Source organism: Rhodopirellula bahusiensis (assembly GCF_002727185.1).
In the GTDB taxonomy this organism is placed as follows: Bacteria; Planctomycetota; Planctomycetia; order Pirellulales; family Pirellulaceae; genus Rhodopirellula; species Rhodopirellula bahusiensis.
The window spans coordinates 211,211-226,510 of sequence record NZ_NIZW01000013.1 but is presented as its reverse complement, the minus strand read 5'-3'; the positions used below and the strand labels follow the sequence as shown (position 1 = coordinate 226,510).

The 15,300-nt window shown below is 55.2% G+C and carries 14 protein-coding genes; 5 read left to right on the top strand and 9 right to left on the bottom strand.

All coding sequences use genetic code 11. The annotated features are described in order from the left end of the window. Positions 1-539 precede the first annotated feature (539 nt). Positions 540-827 (top strand): hypothetical protein, encoded by a 288-nt coding sequence (locus tag CEE69_RS17870; RefSeq protein ID WP_099261962.1) that lies wholly within the window; start codon positions 540-542, stop codon positions 825-827. 50 nt (positions 828-877) lie between these two features. Continuing rightward, positions 878-2,200, top strand: a complete 1,323-nt coding sequence (nhaA, locus tag CEE69_RS17865) for a Na+/H+ antiporter NhaA (RefSeq protein ID WP_099261961.1) — start codon at positions 878-880, stop codon at positions 2,198-2,200. Positions 2,201-2,296: 96 nt separating this feature from the next. Here nhaA and CEE69_RS17860 read toward each other — a convergent pair whose 3' ends face one another. Beyond that, complete coding sequence (locus CEE69_RS17860; protein WP_008657045.1) at positions 2,297-2,479, bottom strand: hypothetical protein; 183 nt, start codon at positions 2,477-2,479, stop codon at positions 2,297-2,299. A 237-nt stretch (positions 2,480-2,716) separates the two neighbouring features. Here CEE69_RS17860 and CEE69_RS17855 point away from each other — a divergent pair, with 237 nt between their 5' ends. Beyond that, a complete protein-coding gene (locus tag CEE69_RS17855; RefSeq protein WP_233215355.1) occupies positions 2,717-3,292 on the top strand; it encodes a c-type heme family protein in 576 nt (191 codons plus the stop codon). Positions 3,293-3,425: 133 nt separating this feature from the next. On the opposite strand, the gene CEE69_RS17850 is transcribed toward CEE69_RS17855, so the two are convergent. Next, positions 3,426-4,268 carry a transglutaminase-like domain-containing protein gene (locus tag CEE69_RS17850; protein WP_099261959.1) on the bottom strand — a complete coding sequence of 281 codons (843 nt, stop codon included), beginning with the start codon at positions 4,266-4,268 and terminating at the stop codon, positions 3,426-3,428. Between the two features lie 193 nt (positions 4,269-4,461). Here CEE69_RS17850 and CEE69_RS17845 point away from each other — a divergent pair, with 193 nt between their 5' ends. Both CEE69_RS17845 and CEE69_RS17840 read left to right on the top strand, forming a co-directional pair. Further along, a complete protein-coding gene (locus CEE69_RS17845; protein WP_233215354.1) occupies positions 4,462-5,181 on the top strand; it encodes a carboxymuconolactone decarboxylase family protein in 720 nt (239 codons plus the stop codon). A gap of 109 nt (positions 5,182-5,290) precedes the next feature. Continuing rightward, entirely contained in the window at positions 5,291-6,040 is a 750-nt protein-coding gene (locus tag CEE69_RS17840) for an SDR family oxidoreductase (RefSeq protein WP_099261992.1), read from the top strand. A gap of 64 nt (positions 6,041-6,104) precedes the next feature. Here the strand turns inward: CEE69_RS17840 and CEE69_RS17835 are convergent, their stop codons facing one another. The 7 genes from CEE69_RS17835 to CEE69_RS17805 all read right to left on the bottom strand — a co-directional run bounded on the left by CEE69_RS17835 (position 6,105) and on the right by CEE69_RS17805 (position 15,263). Further along, complete coding sequence (locus CEE69_RS17835; protein WP_390179981.1) at positions 6,105-7,391, bottom strand: YHYH protein; 1,287 nt, start codon at positions 7,389-7,391, stop codon at positions 6,105-6,107. Positions 7,392-7,715: 324 nt separating this feature from the next. Beyond that, a complete protein-coding gene (locus CEE69_RS17830; RefSeq protein ID WP_233215353.1) occupies positions 7,716-8,924 on the bottom strand; it encodes a TlpA family protein disulfide reductase in 1,209 nt (402 codons plus the stop codon). Between the two features lie 46 nt (positions 8,925-8,970). Continuing rightward, positions 8,971-9,690, bottom strand: a complete 720-nt coding sequence (locus CEE69_RS17825; protein WP_099261957.1) for a hypothetical protein — start codon at positions 9,688-9,690, stop codon at positions 8,971-8,973. A gap of 38 nt (positions 9,691-9,728) precedes the next feature. Then, positions 9,729-11,165: a metallophosphoesterase family protein gene (locus CEE69_RS17820; RefSeq protein ID WP_233215352.1), complete on the bottom strand. Its 1,437-nt coding sequence runs from the start codon at positions 11,163-11,165 to the stop codon at positions 9,729-9,731. After that, positions 11,158-12,189 (bottom strand): hypothetical protein, encoded by a 1,032-nt coding sequence (locus CEE69_RS17815; RefSeq protein WP_233215351.1) that lies wholly within the window; start codon positions 12,187-12,189, stop codon positions 11,158-11,160. Before CEE69_RS17815 ends, CEE69_RS17820 begins: the two co-directional genes overlap by 8 nt. Next, a complete protein-coding gene (locus CEE69_RS17810; protein ID WP_099261956.1) occupies positions 12,186-12,734 on the bottom strand; it encodes an RNA polymerase sigma factor in 549 nt (182 codons plus the stop codon). The genes CEE69_RS17815 and CEE69_RS17810 overlap by 4 nt, the downstream gene beginning before the upstream one ends. 168 nt (positions 12,735-12,902) lie before the next feature. Then, the gene (locus CEE69_RS17805) at positions 12,903-15,263 is read right to left on the bottom strand and encodes a phytase (protein WP_158231043.1); all 2,361 of its coding nucleotides are present in this window, start codon (positions 15,261-15,263) and stop codon (positions 12,903-12,905) included. Between the last annotated feature and the right edge of the window lie 37 nt (positions 15,264-15,300).

Below are 15,300 nucleotides of genomic sequence, written 5' to 3'. Positions count from 1 at the left end.
CCGCCTTGCCTGACATATCCCACTCCGTGAAGATGCGAAAGACAAGCAGTTTCCATCGCCGGCAAGCTTCACGCCAGATCAAATCGTTCCGAAAGCACTAGCTCAATCGCGACGTGGGGGCGAGATATAGCAATGCAAGCTGGCCGAGATCTACCTGGGGCAAGCAGGATTCGAATGAACTTCTACCGCAACATCAGTTCGCCAAAGCAACGCAACTGACAACCGCAGTGGACACGCCGGAAACTCCGGTTGACGCTGCGGCTTCTCTAGTTGTGTTTCGAAATCCGGCTCCGAAAAACAACCAGCTTCCGCTCGCGTCGTCGTACGCTTTGATTGCCCGCGTATATCTATGCCAAACAACGCCACCTGGTTCAGACGACATCATGGCGATGCTTGGAATGGTTCTGATCGGCATCCTACCTGCATCAGAGTCTTCGAAAGTGAATCCGGGTTCGGAAATCATTTCGGGAAAGTTCTTCGTTTGGAGCCAAACCGTTTTTCGAACCGTCGGAGGGAACTCTTACTGGAGGAAAAAGCCGATGCTGCCGGCATTGATTACCAGCCCGACGTCCCAAACCAATGAGGCGAACGACGCCTCAGAAAGGACGGTCTATTTCATCGACGAGTTAGGACCTGACATGTATGACGAGCACAACTCGCCGCCCAGCCAGCTTCTGACGGACGACGATGAAAAGAACTATGTCGTCGGGGTCATTTGCACCATGCTGGTTTTGCTGCTGCTGCCAGCGGCGATGATGTTTGTCTATCTGATCTTTTCCCCTGACGCATTCACCAACGGAATGACCGTGCTTCCTGATCTGCCATAGGTCGTATTCCCGCTCCATTTCTCGCCCAAGAGACCCCTCACACTGCTTGCATGAATCACATCGAAACTAGACTTCCGCTACCGATTCAACCCATTGATCGGTGGCTGCGTCCGTTTGCACGCTTCTTACACATCGAGGCGACCAGCGGGCTGGTGCTGATTTTGTGTACGGTGGTCGCCCTTGTCGCGGCGAACTCCTCTTGGGCGGAGAGCTATCTGGCGTTTTGGCATACCGATCTGACGATTGCCATTGGGGACATCGTCTTTCACCACTCCCTGCACCATGTCATCAATGACGGTTTGATGGCGGTGTTCTTCTTTGTGATCGGTTTGGAAGTCAAACGGGAGCTTGCTCATGGTTCCCTTTCGGATCTGAAGCAGGCAACTCTGCCCATCGCCGCTGCAATCGGTGGAATGATTGTGCCGGCCACGCTGTATCTTTCAATGCAATACGGCCAACCTGGAATGCAAGGGTGGGGCATTCCGATGGCGACAGACATCGCATTTGTCGTTGGCTGTTTGGCGATCCTCGGTTCTCGCGTACCACACAGCCTTCGAGTGCTCTTGCTATCCCTCGCCATTGTCGATGACATCGGTGCAATTCTGGTGATCGCAGTTGGCTACACCGAGTCGCTGGACGGCCGCTATTTGTTCCTCGCTGCGGCTGCCGTCGGCGTGGTGCATCTGCTTTCGCGAATTGGAGTGCGTCGCTTTCCGCCGTATGTGATTGTCGGAATTCTTGCATGGATTGCACTTCACGAATCCGGCATTCACGCGACTCTGATCGGCGTGATTCTAGGGCTGATGACGCCTGCCACACCCACTTTGGTTCCCGAACGTTTTCGTGAGTACTTGCACGAGAAGGAGCACGAATTCCAACCCAAGAAGTGGCGTCGCCGGTTGCACCGCGCCGAGGTGGTTCGAGAAGTCCAGCAACTCACTCGAGAAACGGTCTCGCCGCTGGAGTACTTGGAGTCATCGCTGCATCCATGGACCGCGTATGTGATCATGCCGGTCTTTGCGCTCGCGAATGCGGGAGTGTTGATTGAACCAGCAAACCTGGGCGACTCGGTTGCTATCGCGGTCGTGATCGGTTTGGTCGTCGGAAAACCACTTGGGATCGTGCTGTTCAGTTGGTTGGTGATTCGATTGGGCGTGGCACGTTTACCGAGCGGACTGAACTGGCCCATTTTGATATCGGGTAGCTTTCTCGCTGGGATCGGATTTACGATGGCATTGTTCATCGACGGCTTGGCGTTCGGAGCCGATGGACTTGATACTGCCAAGACGGGTGTATTGGTCGGGTCCGCCATCAGTGCGATCGCTGGAATGGGCCTGCTCTTGTGGACTCTGCCAAAGCCCATTCGCGAATGAGTGAAGTTGGCGTCTCGCAAGATGATTTGAAATGGCGGAACGCTGCGATCGCAGGATCAATCTGCGGTCGCAGCGTTCCTACCGAAGGTCAAAGATTTAGAATGTCAACGAACGAAGCAGGATCGCAACCAAGAACAACAGCAAGAGAACGGTTTGTCCAAACAGGTAAACCGTTGGTGACTCGCAATTGGGTGCAACCAAACTCGTTTTGGTGACAACAATTTCTTCGTGGGGGTTTCGCATCAACATGGTTTCGATTCCAAGAATGAGAGAAGGCATTGCCCCGTCCGTGGTATCAACCTATTTCATTGCAAGCGTGATGCCGTCGCCTGGTATTCTGTGATTTTGTATGGAAACACCGTGTATTCGCTTCAGAATGCTCTGCTTGCGATTCATCGATCCTTCCAATGCGTCAATCAACGTTTCCTCGCGTCAACCTTTCGCGACGCTTCTTCCTCCTTTTGTCGAGGCAATCCTTTGAGGTCATTCACTCGCACGCTCGCGTTTGCAGGCGCCATGACGCTGGGTTGGTTGCTGACTTCTGAGTTGGCAGTCAGTCAGACAAAGTCAATCGATCAGACAAAGTCAATCGATGCTCCAGCGAAAAATGCGACGACGGTCCGCACGTCGAATGATGAGTCTTCGCGTGATCATTCGAAAACGACGCTGGTTGAAGCGAGAACCCGTGCGGCCATCCTGCACGAGACTTTGCACGGAGCTCTCCAGGTCATGCACCGCGACTTCTTCCGCGAAGACGAAGGGCTCAGCATCCCGTCTCGTTCCCTGGAAGATGTGTTTGCGGAGCTCGAGAAGAGCCACGGGATTCAATTGCGATGGATCGCGGTCGATTTGAAAGCGATGAATATCGACAATGAACCCGAGAAAGGCTTTGAAAAGCGAGCGGTGAAATCGCTGAAGACTGGCAAGCCGAGTTTCGATGAGACCGAGAAAGACGTCTACCGTTTCGCGGGAAGAATCCGATTGTCAGCGACCTGCCTCAGTTGCCACGCTTCGCGCCGATCCAGCAATGACGATCGGGCGGCCGCTTTGGTGATTAGCATCCCGCTATCTCAGGATCCTAGTGATCCGTGATTGTTGAACGAACATCGACGCTGAAAACGCGATCGAATCTTGGCATGTCTGATAGCGGCTATTGCGACATTGGTCGCGATGCCAGGTGTTGAGATCGATCGGCTGAACTTACTCGCCAGAAGTGTCAAGTCGCTCAAGCAGAGCTGACTCCGGTTTGCACATTGTCAGGACTTAGCCTTTCGTCCGTCGGGTTGGCATCCGTTGCCCACACTCCCATTCCCGTGCAATCGACTTCACCGCGGATGGTCGCGAAAGCTACGTCGGCTGCATCTCGCCCGGTTCCGATTCGAACCAAGCCTCCGACCGGTGCCAAACGAGTGGCATCAAAGAGGAACCAACGTCCGTCCAAGTAGGCTTCCATGAAACCGTGGAAGTCCGGCGGGACCAGGTTGACCGCGTACCCGGATACATACCGGGCAGGGATTCCCAACGCACGGCACAAGCTGATTGCGACGTGTGCATAATCTCGGCACACGCCCGCACGTTGCAACAAGACATCGCAAGCGGTCGTCGTGAAATTGGTGCTGCCGGGGATGTAGGACAGTTGCTCGAACGTCCAATTGCAAATTGCTGTGACGCGTGAATATCCGGGAACGAGGTGTCCGAACTCGTCGATGGCAAAGCGGTAGAGCTTGTCAGATTCGCAATATCGGCTCGGGTTGAGATACGAAAGAATGTCGCCGGGCAGCTTTTCGTAATCGGTTTCCATCAAGTCATTCGAGTCAACGGATTCGGTCTGCAAACCCACGGTCGCCGCGTAGCGAATCTGCAGTTCTCCCGGAGGAGCGTTCAATCGAACGACCCGGTTGCCGAGTGGGCTGACGTCGCATTCTTCGACCGGTGAAAACGGCAGTACCTCGAGCGACTCTGAAGTCACGATTTGGTGCGGATTCTTGGCGACAGAACAGTTCAACAGGAAGATCGAGGGCGACTTCACGAGGTAGTTCAGTTGGCACCCGACATGGACGGTGTTCATTTCAGATCTTCAACGATGTTGAGAGACATGCGGAAACGCCTTCTATCGTACGAGGTGGACGAGACCGGCGAAGGAAGAATCCACCACGGATTTTTGGGATTCGCCCGGGCGGATGGTGTCAATCGATCGCAAGGGGCCGGTCCTGTTCAGCCGGGCTCTCGGATGACGGTTTCGCCCGCACTAACGAACCCTGATGCCACGAGGTTCTTCTCGCGACTTGGTCGTCGAATGGCGGTCCGGCCATTCAAACATGCATTTTCCTGACACAACCGCAGTGGTTCACGCCCCGGAGGAACATGTTTCCTCTGATTTCCAGATCCCATTTGGACCGAGTGGTCAAAACGAAGGCAAGACGATGACTGATTTTCAAACACACACGATCAATTCCGCTCCGGAAGCGAGCAAACCACAGCTGGAACACAGCCAGAAGACATACGGATTTGTTCCGAATCTGCACGCCGCGATGGCGGAGTCGCCTGCGTTGTTGGAAGCCTATCGAACGATCGCGGGGATCTTTGATACGAAGACCAATCTGAATGCGACCGAGCGTCAGATCATCGCGATGACCAACAACCGGCTGAATGGATGCGAATACTGCATGGCCGCCCACACGTCGATCATGCAGTCGCTCAAGGTACCGGCCGACGTGATCGAGTCCTTGCGAACGGGCACACCGATCGCCGATCCAAAGCTCGAAGCACTTCGCGTCTTCGCCGAAAAGGTCAACGTTCAACGTGGTTGGATGGAAGACGGAGACATCGAAGCGGTGTTGGCGGTGGGCTACACAAACGCAACTGTTTTCGAGGTGATCGTGGGGACGGCCTACAAAGTGCTCTCGAACTACACCAATCACATCGCGGAAACGCCACTTGATGATGCCTTTTCAAAAAACGAATGGCACGCCGAAGCGTAGTTTGTGCGGTAGCACAGCAGACGGAAGATGCAACGCAAACAAGGCTGGCGCTATCAAGTGCCGCCGATCAAGCAAATTTGACAAAACAAACACGGAAAAGAGTTTCGAGATGAATTTTGAAGTGAAAGACAAAGTCGTGCTGGTCACCGGAGCAAACCGCGGCATCGGCAAAGTGATTTTGGAAGAAGCCTTGAAACGCGGTGCGTCCAAAGTGTACGCCGCCGTCCGCAACACCGACTCGGCTGACTCCCTTGTGAAGGAGCACGGCGACCGCGTTGTCCCAGTCCGAGTGGACTTGGAGGATCCGGCATCCATCACCTCCGCCGCGAATGTTGCAACCGACGTGGACCTCGTCATCAACAACGCTGGCGTCCTGAAGGTCAAGAACTCGCTGGATGACGACGCGATCGAAGCGCTGCAATTCGAAATGAACGTGAATGTCTACGGTCTGATTCGAATGGTCCAAGCGTTTGCTCCCGTGTTGAAAGCAAACGGCGGAGGCGCGATCGCTCAACTGAACAGTGTGGCGTCGGTCAAAACGTTCGGAGACCTCACCACCTACTGCGCGTCGAAATCGGCCAGCTATTCAGTGACACAAGGGTTGCGTGAAACTTTGCGAGACCAAGGCACACAGGTTGTCAGTGTTCATCCCGGTCCAATCGCGACTGACATGGGCCAAAACGCTGGCTTCGAAGACATCGCCGCCTCGCCGGAATTGGTCGCCACCGCAATCTTTGATGCACTCGCGGAAGGACGCTTCCATGCTTGGCCCGATCCGATGGCACAGCAAATCGGGGAAGCCTACCAAAGCTTTGCGGAAAATGTGGTGGAAGCAGACATGCAAGAGGGCGTGGCCTGAGCCACGTCCATTTGTGACTTGATGTCAGCAACTCAGGCATGCTTCGTGCGCATGCCCTGCATGCTCACTTCCTGCGGGAGGCCTCCAGTTCATCTGGCTGGATCTCGCCGTCACCGCTCGTGTCGATTTTTTGAAACATCCGCTCCGCATTCGAGATCGCTTCCTTCTTCGAAACGATCCCGTCATTGTCGCGGTCAATCTCTTTGGCGTGTCCCTTTAGAAATCCCGCCATTGCACTACGCGAACCGCCACGGCCAGAAAGTTCTGACTGGGTGAGTTGTTCATCGTTGTCGGTATCGTATCCAGCGAACGCTTTGGTCGCTTCGCCAACAATCTCATCTCGACTGATGATGTTGTTGTGATCCAAATCGATCTCATCCGCGTGCACGAGAATCCAAGGCTGGCGAGGCCCATCGCCAGGTTGCGGGCCACGTGGCCCACCTGCATTTCGCGGATTCGCGTCAGCAGACGGACGCATTGAATCGGGCCGGCCTCCTCGACCGGAACGGCGCCCCTCACGAGACTGGCCGTTCCCGCCTCGGCGTTGCCCGCTTGGTTCATTGCGGCGAGGTGGTTCTGCGTCGCGACGACCTTCGCCACCGCCCCGTTGTCTTGGCGTGTAGTGTTCTGTTTCAGTTCCTTGAGGAGTCACGAACTGGAACGTCGCCGAGCCGTCCTTCGCAACGGTGTACTCCACCGAACGAGGCTTTCCATACACTTCGTATCGCACGATGTAGCTATCCTGCGCGGGTTGCTCAAAACCGGTGATCTTGGCTCCTTTCAACCCTCTCAACGCTGGACGGACGCCTTGAGCACGGGGCTGCGGATCAACTTGGCCATCGCGTTCCACCACTTCGCCATAGAATCCGCCGTTCAAATAGGGAAACGTCGTCGTGGCGTGATAGTGGTACTTGCCGTCAGGACCTTTGTGCCCGTTCAAGTGATCCAGATCAGTTGGTGGCATGCCATTCGGATCGTTGTAGCCGTAGATCGGATAGCCATCGAGCGCGACGGCAACAGGATTCCCCACGCCCACAATCTTTTCCAGGTGCACGGGAGCGATGTGGTAATGGTAGTCGTCAGCCCGTCCGCAATGGCCGCCCCATTGATCCAACTCGCCGGCCTTTAGCGTGTCAGTCTTGCCATCGTTTTTGATTGGATTAAATATCGGGACGCCGTTGGCGGCGAGCGCGATCGCACCTCGAAAGAAGTTGTCCTTCGTGAGCATTGGCCTCTTGGCCGGCACGGGATGCAGCGGAATGCTCCATGCGTTGTTGCCGGTGTACTTTTGCGGCAACGGGACTTGTTGCTGCCAAGCGGTGATACCGACCATCATCGAGTGGTCAGGCATGCCGTTGGATTCCACAAAGAGATGGTCCCGGTCATGGCGAATGGCGAGCTTGTTTCGAAAGGGTTCAAAAACGCTGGCAATCGCCGGACGCTCCAACTGCGTCTCATCACGCTGGACTACCAAAGTGGTCCGAGGAGGTCCCGTGTTGAGCCGAACGATCTCATGTTGCGTCTCGGGTGACGGAGCATGCGAGTGCCCATCATGAGCGCGCGTTGACGTGGCAATGAGAGTCGCAAACAGAATGGCAGGGATACAGAGAGAATGATTCATATGAGTTCAGTGAAATAGAAGAACGGGGGTGGGGAATTCGAGCCAGACACGCGATCATTGAATGCGACGACGCTGACCGGGCCGTGATCTCTCGGGGCCTCTATCTCCTTCCTGTCTGGCACGTCCGCGGGGGCCTCGGTTGAAACCGAATGTTCGGGAGTCCATTCCTGCTTCTTTGAATTCGATCGTGTATTCCTGCGTCAGGGCTTCGCACATGTCTTCGGTGCATCCGAAGTAGTGCATCGACAAATCGATCGACAAATCGATCGACGACAGCGGCCCGTCTGATTTCACCGTCACCCAGAATTGTCTTGGCTGTGTGTCTTTGTCGCCTGGCCCCTTGTTGGCACTCGCTTCCATCGGAGTGGCTTCCACGCCTTCCGGAAGGGTCAACGTGTACTTCATTGGTTCCGTCAGGTTGTTCCAATGCACGTTGTGGATTGGGTCGGGATAGAAACCGAGAAACAATTTTCCCGTGCCGGTTTGCAGCAATTCCGCATCCGCCTCCGCACGCAACTTGACATAGTAAGTTTGTTCGGGTGTCTTGGCCGTTTGAACGAGAATCGTCAGACCTTCTGGTCGGGCCACTCGAATTTCCGAATCGACGTTGAGGTTTTGACGACGGCGAGGCAATTGCGGCAAGTCGAGTTCGCTGGCGAGGGTCGGTTGTTCGATCTCTCCGACGAACTGACTCAGGGCTTCGCGAATGTCCGACCGCGTCGGTTTGTTGTGTGAAAACACAATCTTGCCTTCGGGCGAAACCAGATACACCGACCGCGATCCAGATTGCAACGCGTCTCGAATCGAGTTGTCGATCGAATCCGCGATCCAAGGGGCCTGCGTCCCAAGCATTTCGCGGGCTTCTTTCAGTTGCAACAATCGTTCGTTCTGGTTCTGTGCCTCCACATAGCCGCCCAGTTCAGGATGCCGGAGCGATTTGTAGACGTAGAAAAACTGAACGTCATCGGATGCATAGTCCTGGTTCGCTGCCTCGATTTCGGGATAGCTGCGATGAAATTCGGGACAGGTCAAACATCCCATCGCCAACAGCGTGTACTTGCCATCGCAGAGTTCTCGAAGGTTGACGGGTTTGCCGTCGGCCGTCAGAGCATTGACGTCAGGCAAAGGCGAGTTGCCAAGCACACCACCTTGATTGCTGCCGCCGTTGCCGCGTCTGCGCTCGCCGGATCGTTGGGCGTGCAACGGGTGCGAAAGCGCCATCGAGGAGAGGAAAATCAAAAGGAGCGAGAGTCGAATGGGCATGAGAAACTTTCGAGGAGAAATCAAAACTGGTCTTTTGAACGAATCTTCAGTTGCCGCGACCCCGCGGACGCTGTCCGCGATTTCCACCACCTCGACCGCCACCCTGCGGGACGACATCGGTCAATCCGCGAAAATCGGGACGTTGCTTTCCGTCCGGTGGAGACGGCACAACGGTTCGGAATAAGACCACGTTGTCCAACTTCACATCGCCCGACCAAATGAATTTGGCGCCCTCAAAGTCATGCTCGAAGAAGGGAGCTTTGGGGCCGACTTCTTCCTCCGTGAACTCCGTCGCGTTTGGCCACTCGCTGTCGTCGAAGTCGACCGCGTACCAATCATTCGGAATGGCAGTGCTTTCGATTCGTGGATTCTTGACGTCGCCGTTGATTGGCCCCCAAGAGATCTTTTTGGCCTTCCAAATTGCGTTGGTCACAGTGCCATCCCCAAGTTTCAAGATCAGGCCTCCGTCACCGATGCTGGTGTTGGCGTATTCCATTCCTGTCTTCGGATCAGCGTTGTCGATTCCCATCACCGCGATCGTCATGGGATACGCCGGAAGGACATCGACGGAAACGACGTTGTGAGGGACAAAGGGAATGGAATCGACCGCCACTAACTCACCATTGATGTAGAGTTTGAAAGAATTGTCAGCGTAAACATTGGCTCGGATCGTGTCGTCAATGCGTGGCTTGCGAGGTGGTGCTTGGGCGGCCGCAGGCAAGGCATGAACGAGGAGAATCGCTGCGAGGGCAAAGATTCGTTTCATAGAGGATCTTTCTTTTGCGGGAGGATTTCGAAACGTGGTCAATGGCTCAAGAGGTAGGAATAGGTGACGTCTCCGTTCCGACGATTGCCTCGTTCCGCGGCAGGCAAATAGGACCGGACATAGTCCACGCGAGCGGAGTCACCCTGGACGCGAACGCGGATGTGCCCGCTGCTTCCCTGCACGTCGCCACTCAGGTACCCATATTCTTTGGCACTCTTGGTTCCTGATCTTGGATGCCCGGGCTGAGGCACCAATTGATAGACGATCCCGTCCAAGTCTTGTTTGATGAACATGTGGTCGTGGCCGTGAAAGACAACGTCAACACCATGTTCGACTAGCATCGCGTGAATTGGTTGCTCCCATCCTGGGCGGCGGAGAGCGAACTCGTCTTCGCCGGACGTTCCCTTGCCTCCCCATTCCCAAAACGGTGCGGCTTCTTTGCCACCGCGCTGGTTTCGATCGCTTCCGCCTACCAGATGGTGCAAGAACACGAATCGCACCTTCGCATTGCTTTGCTCCAGCGAAGCCTTGAGCCACCGGTATTGGTTTTCCCCAAGCGTCCAATTCCAATTGTCGCTGCTCCCACCGCGTGAGCGCCTGGTGGTATGGCGAAACGGGTCGAGCACAATGAACTGTGCGTCGCCCCAATGAAACTGGTAGTAGTTCTCCGGCAAGCCAACCGATCGCTCTTCATGCTCGTTGCCGGAATAAAAATCGTTCGGTGACGGATTCGGCAAGTATCGTTTTCGAGTGTTGGTTGCCCAAACGTTGGAGCCTCGGCTTCCTGATTCTCCATCATGGTTCCCGAGAGCAAAGTACAGCCCCGCGGAGTGACACAGTTGACCGAGGTAGAAACGTTGGGCGAGGTACTGCGGTTCTGACAACTCCGGTTTCACATATTTGCCCGTCATGAAGGTGTCACCGAGAGCGAAGTGAAAATCGGGCTGATCTGCCAACGCGTTTTGCAACGTTCTCAGGTAGACCTCGCCGCTCGTGTTTTCATCCAAGTGCGAATCAGCCTGAACCGTGAAGACAAACGAATCTCCTGAATCACGCTGCGTATGGAAAGTGAACTCGTCGCTCACTTTGCTGACTCCGGCCGCTTCGTAAACGACTTGATAGAAGTAGCGTGAATTCTTGGCCAGCGATTCGAGGACGAAGTCACATGGTTCGCCGGCACGCAAAGTGTGCTCCTCAGTTTGGTGGAGCAGATTCCCCGGTTGGTCACCGTAGACAACATGAGCTTGCACATCACCATGAAACAGGACTCGGATGGTGACACTGCTGTCGCTCAGTCGTCCCAAGATGATGTTGAAAGGATGATCTGGAATATTGTTGGCGGGAGGCGGTGACTGATAGCCACCGAGTCTGCTGCCGCCACGTCGTTCCCCTTGAGCGAAAGCAACGTTTGCCACTGCGATCAGGAACAACAGCAAACTGAGGTGGAAGCCGCGATGGAAACTCGATTCATTCATACTGGATTCTCTTGCTGGGTTCGTGATGCGCGGCGTGTGAAAAGTAGTCAAGAGGAAGCTGAGACTGGTCCTGCAGTTCCAACGTCACGGCAGCGGGGCCACCGCGAGCACGGGGAAGTCCGTCCAATCGCATTCTGTGAATCGTTCCATCATTCGGGGCGAACCAGAGAATGATTTCCCTCGGTCCACGAATCTCGTTCGACTTGCGAACGCCACGCAACTGAGTCAGCCCGTTGCCGCCGGTGGCGGTGGGCGGTTCTTCCAACAACTCCACGTCGTAGTCGCTCTGCAACTGTTCCAGATGAGAATGAAGATTGAGAAAGGGGATATCCTGTTGGTGCCCCGGGATCCCACCACGAAAACGACTGAGGTCACCACTGACGTGAACCGGTCCATCTTCGCGGAACGCCCAACTGACTTTCCCGTCACATCCCGACATTCGCTTCAAGCCCGATCGCAGCGAGACCGTCAGCACGTATTGATTGGCACCACGCACCGACAGCGTGGCACCGTCGACCTCTTCTTTCGGCCGCGAACGTCTGGGGGCCTGCCACCGGCGCCGTGAAAGTCTTCCGTTTGATTCCTGCTCGACGACGCTGACTTCGTAGGTGCGGTCCAAAGGTTTCTCGGCTGCTTGAAGCACCTTTTCGAGAGACGCGATGGCGGCGGATGCATCCTGGTGAGAGCCCAGGATCGCGAACATGATTGCAATCGATGCGGCCAACGTCACCGCGTACGTCAGAACCGCGAAACGCCTGCTTCGGCGCGGTTGGGGAGGTGGAGAGACGATAGGTTCATCGCTCGTCGTTTCTGCTTCAATCTGGCTCATCAGGCGTTCGAGACGTTGAGATTCCTGCTTCTCGTCGTGCCGTGCCAGATCGATCAACGCTCCGTGGACAAGGAGACTGTTGGCGAGCACCTCGCTGGATTCCTCTTCCGTGTTGATCTCGAATTCGCTGTGGGAGGAGTCCGATCCTTCATCGTCAAACCACTGCGTCATCCAATCATCAAGATGGCGATTCATACGGTCGCCTCCTTGATTCCCAACACGCCCTTTTTCTTCAGGCATTCGGCCAGGAAAGACCGTCCGCGTTGAAGGCGTTTTTTGCATGCCTCCACCGTGACATTCAAATTCTCCGCGACGGCGCGGGTGGGCAAGCCATCGAGGTAGCGACCTCGAATGACCTCCATCTGGTGTCCGGGCAACGCATCAACGCATTCCCTTAACGCGACCAGCTTTTCATCCCAGGTGTCACCGGCGAGAGCGTTGATTCGTTCGAATTGGCGGTCGACCGCGGACAGCACCGCTTCCTCCATCACGATGGGCACCCGCTTTTGCTTGCGATAGTGGGCCATCACGATTCGAGACGCGATCCCGCGTAGCCAAGGGCCAAAGGGCCGATCCAGATCGCATTCGTCCAGACGTCGCCAAGCGACAATCATCGACTCTTGAAACAAGTCGTCGATCACCGCTTCATCACGCACCAAACTGCGGAGATAGACCATCAGCATCCGCGAATTTTCGCGGGCCAAAATCTCGAACGCGAGTCGTGCTTTCTGGTCAGACAAATCAAGTGCTCCTGTGAAGTGAACACCGATACTGTCTGTTCAGGTTCGATTGGGGACAACATTTTGCCGTTTTTCCCAATCACGCCTCGTAAAAACGCCTCCACCTTCAAAACAACGCGAGGAAAAGCAAATCCCCGCGTTGTTTTCAGTCTGACTTGGCCAACTCGCTCAGTTCGTCCCCAAAGCGTTCAAAATGCTTGGCAATGGGGTGATCAGAATCGGGCAGCTCTCGTCATGGTGCGAATGACAAGCGAAGAATCCCTTGGGAAATTTGGGGCCAAATGAATCGGTGACCACCTCGATCCCATCGGTTTCTTCAGCGTTCTCGATGGAGAAACGATACGTGCTGCTGCCGCCAACCATCGGAAGAACGTGGAAGGTGTTGGATCCTTGATCCGAGACGGTCAGGTACCGGATTTGATTGTCGTCGTAGCTCAATGCCACGCCTTCCAAATCACCTTGAATTCCATTGTCGCCGATCTGCAAAATCAACGTGCCTTCGGGCTGTCCCGTGGGTTCCGCCTCAAATCGCCAGACGCCTTCGGTTTCGGTTGCGACGTAAACCAAGCCGAGTTGGTCATCAGCGACGGCGCCTTCCGACATTCCAACATCCAAGTGACGAACCTTTTTGCCAGTGTAAAACCCGTTCACCGTTTCGCTGAGTTCGATCTGTTCACAACCGTCTTCTTTGGACGTTGTGAAAAAGTACAGACGATCATCGACCGCTGAACGGTAGAGGCAACCACCGTAGTTGGGCCCCGTTGCGATCCCGCCTTGGTCGATCGCCACCAACTCTCGCGTTTCATGGTCGACGCGGAAGAGACGAAGTTTGAAACCGTCTTCGCGTTGATTGACGGCCACCAAGTCAATTTGCTCGCCTTGGAAAGGGACGTCGTAGCGCAAATCGACGTTTCCTGGTTTGGAAACTTCGATCGACTGAGTCAGCTTGCCTTCCAAGTCGTAGACAAACAAACGGTTGGCCGATTTGTCCGAGGCGATGATCACGCTGTGTTCCGGAGATTGCTTGTCTCTCCAAACACACAAGTCGTCCTGATCCTTCGCTTCTGGGTTGGTCAAGCGAAGACTCGAGGTGACGACCGGGACTTGATCCGCGTTGCGTTTGACTGGTTCCGCTTCCGCAACATCGGCTTCTGGACGCACTCGTTCGGGTGTGTCAGGAACGTTTTCGACCAACTGGTTTGGCTTGCCTTCGCGTTTCGTCAACGTGAAACCATCGTAAGGACGACCAACGGCGGTGCGAGCAACGTAGCGAAGCTCATCGCCATCCACGGTGATGATTTGATAGAGCTGCGTGTCTTCCGCGACTCGCTGCATGTAAGGTTCGCGTCCGAGTTCGTACATTTTTGGACCGCTGACGGAAACCACATACACGGTTCCTGCGATCTCGCTTTGAGCACGAATACCAGACGGCACGTTCTTCTCGCTGCCGTGGGCCATCAACCCCGTTCGAGCGTAGGTGTGATCGTGGCCATTGAGAACCAAGTCAACTTTGTACTTGTCAAAGAGTGGCTGCCATAGGTCCCGAAGCTCACTGTTGTCGCGGCCTCGTTTAGAGGAATAGATTGGGTGATGGAAGGTGACCACGGTCCAGTTCTGCGGGTTGTCTTGCAACACCTTCTCCAACCAGACCGCTTGGCTTTCGACATCATTGTTGGAATCCAGGCCGATGAATCGCACCCCTTGGTAGTCCATCCAGTACACGGATTCGCGAGAGCTTTCCGGACCGTTGCTTGGAAATTCGAACACTCGCTCCCAGTGGTTGGTCAGACGACGAGTCACCTCGCCTGTTTCTTCATTGGCGATCTTGGACTGCTCGTGGTTACCAGGAACGGCCACACACGGTGTGCTGCGGGGGATGAACCCCTGAGCGTAAAACCATTCGCCCCATTCAGCGTCACTGTCAGCTCGGTTGACCAAGTCACCTGCATGCAAAAGAAAAGCAGCACGCGGTGCATCCGAGTAGGCCTGACGAACCAGTCGTGACCAGTGCGATTTCAGATCGTTTTGGGCGTCGCCGACATAGACGAAGCTGAACGGATCGGCTTGGTCACTCGCGGTGATGAAGTGAGCCCATTCGCTCCAGTTGACACCATCGCCAACGCGGTACACGTACTTTGTGTTGGGGACCAAACCACTCAGCGTGACACTGTGATATTTCGCGAGGCCCAAGTTTGTTTCCAGAGTTTCGGACTTCGCAGCCTTTTCTTGTGTGTGATTCACAAACAGCGGACCGTCTTCGGCTGTTGCGAATTCCACGATCGCCGTTTCAACCGATGTGTCGGTTCGCCAAGTAACCGACTGCGTCGTCGTGGGATCTTCCGCCCACGTCAGAACAATCCGGTCAGGAACGGCTGTGGGAGCGTACGTGATCCCGGCAGGGACTTTGACCGGAGTCTCATGAGTGTGATTCTCATCATCGTGTGCCCAGGTGGTCGGACCAACCAGGGTGCAAGCAGCGTTCAAGGTGAAAGCAAGGAACGCGATGCCGCATTTCTTCCAATAGGTCATTCTTTTTCCTTCGAAAACGTCACGGGGAATGGTAGGT

Coding starts and splice junctions, on each gene's coding strand:
- CEE69_RS17870 (WP_099261962.1), top strand. CDS start 540: ATGCTGCCGGCATTGATTACCAGCCCGACGTCCCAAACCAATGAGGCG.
- nhaA (WP_099261961.1), top strand. CDS start 878: ATGAATCACATCGAAACTAGACTTCCGCTACCGATTCAACCCATTGAT.
- CEE69_RS17860 (WP_008657045.1), bottom strand. CDS start 2,479: ATGCCTTCTCTCATTCTTGGAATCGAAACCATGTTGATGCGAAACCCC.
- CEE69_RS17855 (WP_233215355.1), top strand. CDS start 2,717: ATGACGCTGGGTTGGTTGCTGACTTCTGAGTTGGCAGTCAGTCAGACA.
- CEE69_RS17850 (WP_099261959.1), bottom strand. CDS start 4,268: ATGAACACCGTCCATGTCGGGTGCCAACTGAACTACCTCGTGAAGTCG.
- CEE69_RS17845 (WP_233215354.1), top strand. CDS start 4,462: ATGCCACGAGGTTCTTCTCGCGACTTGGTCGTCGAATGGCGGTCCGGC.
- CEE69_RS17840 (WP_099261992.1), top strand. CDS start 5,291: ATGAATTTTGAAGTGAAAGACAAAGTCGTGCTGGTCACCGGAGCAAAC.
- CEE69_RS17835 (WP_390179981.1), bottom strand. CDS start 7,391: ATGCCTGACCACTCGATGATGGTCGGTATCACCGCTTGGCAGCAACAA.
- CEE69_RS17830 (WP_233215353.1), bottom strand. CDS start 8,924: ATGCCCATTCGACTCTCGCTCCTTTTGATTTTCCTCTCCTCGATGGCG.
- CEE69_RS17825 (WP_099261957.1), bottom strand. CDS start 9,690: ATGAAACGAATCTTTGCCCTCGCAGCGATTCTCCTCGTTCATGCCTTG.
- CEE69_RS17820 (WP_233215352.1), bottom strand. CDS start 11,165: ATGAATGAATCGAGTTTCCATCGCGGCTTCCACCTCAGTTTGCTGTTG.
- CEE69_RS17815 (WP_233215351.1), bottom strand. CDS start 12,189: ATGAATCGCCATCTTGATGATTGGATGACGCAGTGGTTTGACGATGAA.
- CEE69_RS17805 (WP_158231043.1), bottom strand. CDS start 15,263: ATGACCTATTGGAAGAAATGCGGCATCGCGTTCCTTGCTTTCACCTTG.